Annotated in this window: 1 pseudogene; it reads right to left on the bottom strand. The window is 71.0% G+C overall.

Going from position 1 to position 9911, the window contains the following annotated elements:
* A pseudogene (locus tag ACH4SI_RS41220) lies at positions 1-9868 on the bottom strand (SDR family NAD(P)-dependent oxidoreductase); the annotation flags it as partial.
* Between the last annotated feature and the right edge of the window lie 43 nt (positions 9869-9911).

Below are 9911 nucleotides of genomic sequence, written 5' to 3'. Positions count from 1 at the left end.
TCCCATCGGCCTGCTCCCACGGACCCCAGGCCAGCGACACACCCGGCAGCCCCCGGTCCCGCCGGTACCGCACCAACGCGTCCAGGAACGCATTCCCCGCCGCGTAACTCCCCTGACCCGCACTGCCGAACGTGCCCGCCGCGGAGGAGAACACCACGAACGCGGACAAATCCATGTCCCGTGTCAGCTCGTGGAGATGCCACGCCGCATCCACCTTCGGACGCAACACCGCATCAACACGCCCCGGAGTCAGCGCACCCATCAGACCGTCATCGAGCACACCGGCCGTATGCACCACAGCCGAAATCTCCCGCCCGGCCAGCACCTCCGCCAGCGCATCCCGGTCGGCCACATCACAGGCCACCACCTCGGCGCGGGCACCCAATCCGGCGAGTTCGGCGACCAGGTCCTCAGCACCCGGCGAAGCCGTCCCCCGCCGGGACAGCAGGAGCAGGTCCCGTACGCCGTGCTCGGCCACCAGGTGCCGCGCCACCACCGCACCCAGACCACCCGTACCACCCGTGACCAGCACGCTGCCCGGTCCATCCCACACCCGCACCACAGCATCGGACACACCCACCCGTGCCAACCGCGGCACCACCAACTGCCCCTCGCGAACGGCAACCTCGGGTTCCGCCACACTCAGCGCCTCCGCCAGCAACGCCCCCGAGCAACCCCCGCCCCCGAGGTCCAGCAGAGCAATCCGACCCGGATGCTCAGACTGCGCCGACCGCAGCAAGCCCCACGCGGCCGCGATGGCTGGGTCGTCAACCGCACCTCGGATCATCACCACGAGCCGAGAATCGAGGAACCGCTCCCCCTCCAACCACCGCTGTGTCAGATCCAGGGCCCGTGACACGGTGTCGTGGACCGCATCCACCATGCTCTCCGACCGGTCACCGGAGACAAGCGCCAGTACCACCTCCGGTACCGCGTCCTCAGCCAGCGCGGCCAGATCCGGATACGCGCTTACGGTGATTCCGTCGCCCGCCAGTTCATCGGCCAGACCACCATCGGGGCCGACCACGGCCACCGGGCCGGAAACCGCACGACTCGGCGCGGCCGGGGCCCACTCGACCCGGAACAGCGAGTCCCGCTCGGGCGCGGCAACCGCGTCCAGCTGCCCGGGCGTGATCGAACGCACCAGCAGGCCGCCCACCGTGGCGACCGGCTGCCCGGCCATGTCGGCGATCGCGATGGTGATCTTGTCCGGCTCGGGGTGGGAGAGCCGGACCCGTACCGCCGTCGCCCCTGCGGCGTGCAGCGAGACCCCCTCCCATACAAACGGGAGCACGCCGTCTTCGATGGTCAAGGCCGTCGCGTGCAGCACCGCGTCCAGCAGGGCCGGGTGAAGCCCAAAGCCATCTGCCTCGACACCTTCGTTCAGTTCCGCCTCGCCCAGGCCCACCTCGGCGAACACGTCGTCGCCGTGCCTCCAGGCCGCCCGCAGGCCCTGGAACACCGGACCGTAGTCGAACCCGGAATCTGCCCGGGCCGCGTAGAAATCGTCGAGATCAATGGGCTCTGCGCCCGCCGGAGGCCACACGGCACCCTCACGTCCGGGCGCCTCAGAACCTGCGGTCTCGTACTCGGTGGAGAGCGTGCCCGCAGCATGCTGCGTCCATGACGCGGATGCACTTCCCGCCGTGCCTTCAGGCCGGGCGTGGACGGTGATGGCCCGCCGATCGTCGGCATCGGCGGCGCCCACGCGGACCTGGATCTGCACTGCGCCCTGTTCGGGCAGCACCAGTGGCGTGGCGAGGGTGAGTGTCTCGATCCGTGCGCAGCCGAACTCATCACCGGCCCGGATGGCCAACTCCACGAAAGCGGCTCCCGGCACCAGAATCCGGCCCATCACCGTATGGTCGGCCAGCCACGGATGCGAGGCCAACGACAGGCGACCGGAGAACACCACGCCATCCGAGTCCGCCAGAGGAACGGAGGCACCCAGCAACGGGTGCTGGGCCGAGGTCAGCCCCAGGCCCGTGGCGTCCCGGATCGCCGTCGACGCTGAAGGCCAGTACCGCCGGTGCTGGAACGCATAAGTGGGCAGCTCGACCCGGCGCGCGCCCGTACCCGCGAAGTACGCCCGCCAGTCGACGGGCACACCCCTCACGTACATCTGCGCCAATGCGCTGACGGCCGCGGTCTCCTCCGGCCAGTCCTTGCGCAGCGCCGGGATGGCGACGGTGTCGTCCGGCGCCGAGTTCCCGACCAGCGCCGAGAGCACCCCGTCCGGGCCCAGTTCCAGGAAGGTCCGTACTCCCTCATCGGACAGAGCCCGGATCCCGTCGGCGAACCGTACGGTCTCCCGCACATGCCGCACCCAGTACTCCGCCGAGCACAACTCCCCAGCCGCAGCCACCGCACCGGTCAGGTTCGACACCACCGGCATCGCAGGCTCGTGGAAGGCGAGGTCCCCGACCACCGTACGGAACTCGTCCAGCATCGGATCCATCAACGGCGAATGAAACGCGTGCGAGACCCGCAAACGGCTCGTCCTACGATCCTCGAAACGCCCGGCGACCTCCAGCACCGCCGATTCCTCACCGGACAACACCACCGACAACGGCCCGTTCACCGCCGCGACCGACACCCGATCCGACAGCAACGGCACGACCTCGTCCTCAGTCGCCTCGACCGCCACCATCGCACCACCGGCCGACAACGCCTGCATCAACCCAGCCCGCGCGGACACCAAAGCACACGCGTCCTCCAACGACAGCACACCCGCCACATGCGCCGCCGCCACCTCGCCGATCGAATGCCCCGCCACAAAGTCCGGCCGCACACCGAACGACTCCACCAGCCGGAACAACGCCACCTCAACCGCGAACAGCGCGGGCTGAGCCCACCCGGTACTGTTCAATGCCTCGGCATCATCACCCCACATCACCCCCCGCACCGAATCATCCAGGTGCGCGAGTACGGCATCCAGCGCCTCCGCGAACACCGGGAACCGGCCATACAACTCCCGGCCCATACCCAGCCGCTGCGCACCCTGCCCCGAGAACACCACAGCCAACGGCCCGTCCCCGACAACACCACGCGCAACCTCAAACACACCACCGGCATCCGCATCCGCACCCGCCAGCAGCACCGCCCGGTGCTCGAACGCGGACCGGCCCGTCGCCAGCGAGAACCCGACATCCAACGGACCACTGCCGTCCGTAGCGGACGTGAGCCGCTCCACCTGCGCATCCAAAGCGCCGGCCGTCCGCCCCGACACCACCCACGGCACCACGCCAGGCACCACCGACGGCTCCTCGACCCGCTGCTCCGGCGACGACGCCTGCTCCACAATCACATGCGCGTTGGTACCACTGACGCCGAACGACGAGACGCCCGCCCGGCGCGGATGTTCCGAATCCGGCCAAGCGGTGGTGTCCCGCACCAGCTCGACATCGCCCACCGTCCAGTCGACGTGCGACGACGGAGCATCCACGTGCAGGGTGCGCGGCAGCACCCCATGCCGCATCGCCATCACCGTCTTGATCACACCCGCGACACCCGCCGCAGCCTGCGTATGACCAATATTCGACTTCACCGACCCCAACAACAACGGACGCCCCGAGTCCCGGTCCTGGCCATAGGTGGCCAGCAACGCCTGCGCCTCGATCGGATCACCCAAAGTGGTACCGGTCCCGTGCGCCTCCACCACATCCACATCCACCGGCGACAGACCGCCACTGGCCAACGCCTGCCGGATCACCCGCTCCTGGGAGGGACCATTCGGCGCGGTCAACCCATTCGACGCACCGTCCTGATTCACCGCGCTGCCCCGCACCACGGCGAGTACCGAGTGCCCGTTCCGCTCAGCGTCGGACAACCGCTCCAGCACCAGCATGCCGACACCCTCGCCCCAGCCGACACCGTCGGCGGCGTCGGAGAAGGACTTGCAACGGCCGTCCGGCGCCAATCCGCCCTGCCGCGAGAACTCCACGAACGTCGTCGGCGTCGACATCACCGTCACACCACCGGCCAACGCCAGCGAACACTCACCCGCACGCAACGCCTGCGCCGCCAGATGCATCGCCACCAACGACGACGAACACGCCGTATCAACCGTCACCGTCGGACCCTCAAACCCCAACGTGTACGACACCCGACCCGACGCCACGCTCGGGGCACTGCCGTTGCCCCGGAACACCTCGAACTCGTCGCCGGTGAGCAAGGTCCGGTAGTCGTTGTACATGACCCCGGCGAACACGCCGGTCCGGCTGCCGCGCAGCGACACCGGATCGATGCCCGTGTGCTCGATCGCCTCCCACACCGTCTCCAGCAGCAGCCGCTGCTGCGCGTCGGTCGCCAGGGCTTCGCGCGGGCTCATCCCGAAGAAGTCGGAGTCGAACTGCGCAGCGTCGTGCAGGAAGCCACCGGCACGGGTCGACGAGGTCCCGGGGCGCTCGGGGTCCGGGTGGTAGAGCCCTTCCGTATCCCAGCCTCGGTCCGTCGGGAATTCCGACACCGCGTCCACGCCTCCGGCCACCAGATCCCACAGCTGGTCGGGGGACGAGACCCCGCCCGGGTAGCGGCACGCCATGCCCACGATCACCACCGGATCGTCGGCGACCGGCACCGGCGCGCTCGCCGGGCCGTCCGCCACCGCCTCCGCGGGCCCGGCGGAGAGCTCCCGGCTCAGGTGGTCGGCAAGTGCCTTCGGCGTCGGGTAGTCGAACACCAGGGTTGCCGGGAGCCGCAGTTCGGTCGCCGCACTCAGCCCGTTGCGCAACTCGACGGCCGTGAGCGAGTCGAAGCCCAGGTCGCGGAAGGCCCGCACGGGATCGACCGTTGCCGGGCTTTCGTGGCCGAGGACGAGCGCGACCTGGCCGCGGACCAGCTCCAGCAGCGCCGCGTCACGGTCGGGACGGCTCAGTTCGGCCAGCCGGTCGGTCAGGCCGCCACCACCACCGGCACGGCCACCGACGGTGACGGTCGGGCTGGTGGCGCGGCGGATCGGGGTGCGTACCAGGCCCCGCAGCACCGGTGGGACCTCCCCGCGCGCACGCAGGGTGGGCAGGTCCAGTCTGATCGGGAGCACGGCGGACCGGCCGGTGGCCAAAGCGGCGTCGAACAGGGCCACGCCTTGTCGGGCGGTCAGGGGCGGGAAACCCGAGCGGCTCAGGCGGGCCCTGTCGATCTCGGTCAGACCGCTGGTCATCCCGCTGCCGTCGGCCTGGGCCCACGGGCCCCACGCCAGCGATATCCCGGGTAGCCCGAGGCTCCGGCGGTGCTCGGCCAGGGCGTCGAGGAAAGCGTTCGCGGCGGCGTAGTTGGCCTGCCCCGGCCCGCCCAGGGTACCGGCGGCGGAGGAGAACATCACGAACGCCGACAGGTCCAGGTCCAGGTCACGCGTCAGTTCGTGCAGATGCCAGGCCGCGTCGACCTTCGGCCGCAGCACGGCGTCGACGCGTTCCTCGGTGAGGGCGCCGACCACTCCGTCGTCGAGCACCCCGGCGGTGTGCACCACGGCGGATACGTCGTGCCGGGTCAGCAGCTCCGCGAGGGCGGCGCGGTCGGCGACGTCGCAGGCCACGGTATGTACCCGCGCGCCGAGCCCGGTCAGTTCGGAGGCGAGGGCTCCGGCGCCGGGGGCCTCGGCTCCACGTCGCGACGCGAGCAGCAGGTCCCGTACACCGTGTTCGGTCACGAGGTGACGGGCCATCACGGCGCCCAAGCCGCCGGTGCCACCGGTGATCAGGACCGTGCCGGCTTCGTCCCAGCCGGCGGCCTCGGTTCCGTGTGGCACGCGGGACAGCCGGGGGGCGAGGATCTGCCCGTCGCGGATGAGGATTTCCGGTTCCGGCGCGGTCAGCGCCCACGACAGCAGTGCTCCCGGCACCGCGTCGTCGCCCGGGGTCTGATCCAGGTGGAGCAGGGTGACGCGGTCGGGGTGTTCGGACTGCACGGACCGCAGCAGGCCCCACGCCGCTGCCGAAGCGAGGTCACCGGCGTCCCGGGACACCAGGACCAGCCGGGAACCGGCGAACCGCTCGTCCGCCAGCCAGTGCTGTACGAGCCTCAGCGCCCGGGCGACCGTGGCGTGGACGGCGTCTATCGTGTTCTGTCCGGGTACGGGCGCGAGCTCGGCCAGCACCACGTCCGGGACCGGGTGCTCCACGAGCGCGTCCAGGTCCGCGTGTACCTCGACGCCCGCGTCGCCCTGCCGCAGAGCGTCGGTCAGGCCGTGACCGGCGGGATTCGCCTGCGGGCCGGAGCCCAGGGGGCCATCCGGCCGGATGACGGCGACGGAGCCCGCCTGGACCGCGCCGGACCCTGCCGGTACGGGCGTCCAGTCGAGGCCGAACAGCGAATCCGCGTCCACGGCCGTCGGGCCGTCGTCCAGCCGACCGTCCGGGACCGGGCGAGTGACGAAGGAGTCAACGGACGCGATCAGGTCACCGGCCGTGTCGGCGATGGCGATCGACACGGCGTCGTGCTCGATCCGCGACAGCCGGGCCCGCACCGTCGTAGCCCCGGACGCGTACAGCGATACCCCTTGCCAGGAGAACGGGAGGCCGCCCTCGCTGATCGCGCCGAGATCGGCGAAGGACGAGGCGTGCTGCGCGGTGTCGAGAAGGGCGGGGTGGAGGCAGAACGCACCGGCATCCGCCGGGCCGCCCGTCTCGGCCTCCCGGGGGAGGGCGACCTCGGTGAACAGCTCGGTGCCCCGGCGCCAGGCCGCCCGCAGGCCCTGGAACGCCGGGCCGTAGGTGAAGCCCAGGTCGGCGAGGTGTGCGTAGCAGTCGCCGAGCTCGATCGGCTCGGCGCCCGCTGGCGGCCACACCGTGGCATCGAATGCCGTTCCCGCCTCGGTCGTGCCGTCCCTCCGGCCGAGCAGGCCCGAGGCGTGCTCGGTCCACGGAGTGGCATCCGCCGCCGCTTCGGTCCGCGCGTGGACCGTGATGGCACGGCGGCCGTCGCCGCGCTCGGCGCCCACGCGCACCTGGATCCGTACGGCACCCTGTTCGGGCAGCACCAGTGGCGCGGCCAGCGTGAGTTCATCGATCCGGTCGCAGCCGAACTCGTCGCCCGCGCGGATCGCCAACTCCAGGAATGCCGTGCCCGGCACCAGAATGCGGCCGCGCACCACATGGTCGGCGAGCCAGGGGTGGGACAGCACGGACAGGCGGCCGGTGAACACGGCGCCCGCGCCGTCGGCGAGTTCCACCGCCGCGCCCAGCAGCGGATGGTCCGCGGCGCCCAGCCCGAGTCCGGTGGCGTCCCGGACGCGCGCGGTGCCCGAGGGCCAGTACCGTCGGCGCTGGAACACCGTGGTCGGCAGGTCCACGCGGCGCGCGCCCGTGCCCGCGAACAGTACGGGCCAGTCGACCGCCGTGGCCGTCACATGCAGCCGCGCCAGACCGGTGACGAGGCCGAGTTCCTCTCCACGGTCCTTGCGCAGCGCCGGGATGGCGACGGTGTCGTCCGGCGCCGAGTCCCGGACCAGCGCCGAGAGCACCCCGTCCGGGCCCAGTTCCAGGAAGGTCCGTACCCCCTCATCGGACAGAGCCCGGATCCCGTCGGCGAACCGTACGGTCTCCCGCACATGCCGCACCCAGTACTCCGGCGAACACAGCTCCTCCGCCGTGGCGAGGGAACCGGTCAGATTCGACACCACCGGCATCGCAGGCTCGTGGAAGGCGAGTTCCCCGACCACCGTACGGAACTCGTCCAGCATCGGATCCATCAACGGCGAATGAAACGCGTGCGAGACCCGCAAACGGCTCGTCCTACGATCCTCGAAACGCCCGGCGACCTCCAGCACCGCCGATTCCTCACCGGACAACACCACCGACAACGGCCCGTTCACCGCCGCGACCGACACCCGATCCGACAGCAACGGCGCGACCTCGTCCTCAGTCGCCTCGACCGCCACCATCGCACCACCGGCCGACAACGCCTGCATCAACCCAGCCCGCGCCGACACCAAAGCACACGCGTCCTCCAACGACAGCACACCCGCCACATGCGCCGCCGCCACCTCACCAATCGAATGCCCACCGACGAAGTCCGGCCGCACACCGAACGACTCCACCAGCCGGAACAACGCCACCTCAACCGCGAACAGCGCGGGCTGAGCCCACCCGGTACTGTTCAATGCCTCGGCATCATCACCCCACATCACCCCCCGCACCGAATCATCCAGGTGCGCGAGTACGGCATCCAGCGCCTCCGCGAACACCGGGAACCGGCCATACAACTCCCGGCCCATACCCAGCCGCTGCGCACCCTGCCCCGAGAACACCACAGCCAACGGCCCGTCCCCGACAACACCACGCGCAACCTCATACACACCACCGGCATCCGCATCCGCACCCGCCAGCAGCACCGCCCGGTGCTCGAACGCGGACCGGCCCGTCGCCAGCGAGAACCCGACATCCAACGGACCACTGCCGTCCGTAGCGGACGTGAGCCGCTCCACCTGCGCATCCAAAGCGCCGGCCGTCCGCCCCGACACCACCCACGGCACCACGCCAGGCACCACCGACGGCTCCTCGACCCGCTGCTCCGGCGACGACGCCTGCTCCACAATCACATGCGCGTTGGTACCACTGATCCCGAACGACGACACTCCGGCTCGCCGGGGACGTCCCGTATCGGGCCACGCGGTGTGCTCCGCCAGCAACTGGACCGCACCGGCCGTCCAGTCCACGTTGGAGGAGGGCACCTCGGAGTGCAGGCTGCGCGGCAGCTCCCCGTGCCGCAGGGCCATCACCGTCTTGATCAGGCCCGCTACACCGGCGGCGCCCTGGGTGTGGCCGATGTTGGACTTCACCGACCCCAGCAGCAACGGGTGTTCGCGCTCCTGCCCGTACGTGGCCAGCAGGGCCTGCGCCTCGATGGGGTCGCCGAGGGTGGTGCCGGTGCCGTGCGCCTCCACCGCGTCCACCTGATCCGCGGTGAGGTCGGCGCTGTCCAGGGCGGCCCGGATCACTCGCTGTTGCGCGGGGCCGTTCGGGGCGCTCAGGCCGTTGGAGGCGCCGTCCTGGTTGATCGCGGTGCCGCGCACCACGGCGAGCACGGGGTGCCCGTTGCGCCTGGCGTCCGACAGCCGCTCCAGGACCAGCACGCCCGCGCCCTCGCTCCAGCCGACTCCGTCGGCCGCGTCGGAGAAGGGCTTGCAGCGCCCGTCGGAGGCCAGCCCGCCCTGCGCGGTGAACGAGACGAAGATGCCGGGCGTGGACATCACGGTCGCACCACCGGCCAGCGCCAGAGTGCACTCGCCCGACCGCAGTGACTGCACCGCCCAGTGCAGCGCGACCATCGAGGACGAGCAGCCCGTGTCGACGGTGACGGCAGGGCCTTCGAGACCGAGTACGTACGACAGCCGCCCGGAGATGACGCCCGCCGCATGGCCGGTGGTGGAGTAGATCTCCATGTCCTCGCGGGCCGCCGCGACCACCTTGCCGTAGTCCTGCCCGGTGGTTCCGGCGAACACTCCGGTCCGGCTGCCGCGCAGCCGCGTCGGCGCGATCCCGGCCCGTTCCAGCGCCTCCCAGGCGGTTTCCAGGAGCAGCCGCTGCTGCGGGTCCATCGCGACCGCCTCCCGCGGCGAGATGCCGAAGAAGGCGGGATCGAACTCCGTCGCGTGGTCGAGGAAGCCGCCTTGGCGAGCAAGGCTGCGGCCGCGCCCGTCGCCGCCGAGCCTGGCCAGGTCCCAGCCCCGGTCGGCCGGGAAGTCCGACATCACGTCCCGGCCCTCGACGACCAGTTGCCACAGGTCTTCGGGCGAGGCCACGCCGCCGGGAAACCGGCAGCCGATGCCGACGATGGCGATCGGCTCGACCGCCGACGCGGTCAACTGCTGGTTCTGCCGACGCAGCCGCTCGTTCTCCTTGAGGGAGGACCGGAGCGCCTCGATGTACTGGTTGGGGGTGTTCATGCACGCTCTCTCGGGTCGGGCGTGA

The sequence above is a fragment of the Streptomyces sp. NPDC021212 genome (assembly GCF_044332925.1).
Classification (GTDB): Bacteria; Actinomycetota; Actinomycetes; order Streptomycetales; family Streptomycetaceae; genus Streptomyces.
This window is presented reverse-complemented; position numbering and strand designations above follow the sequence as displayed.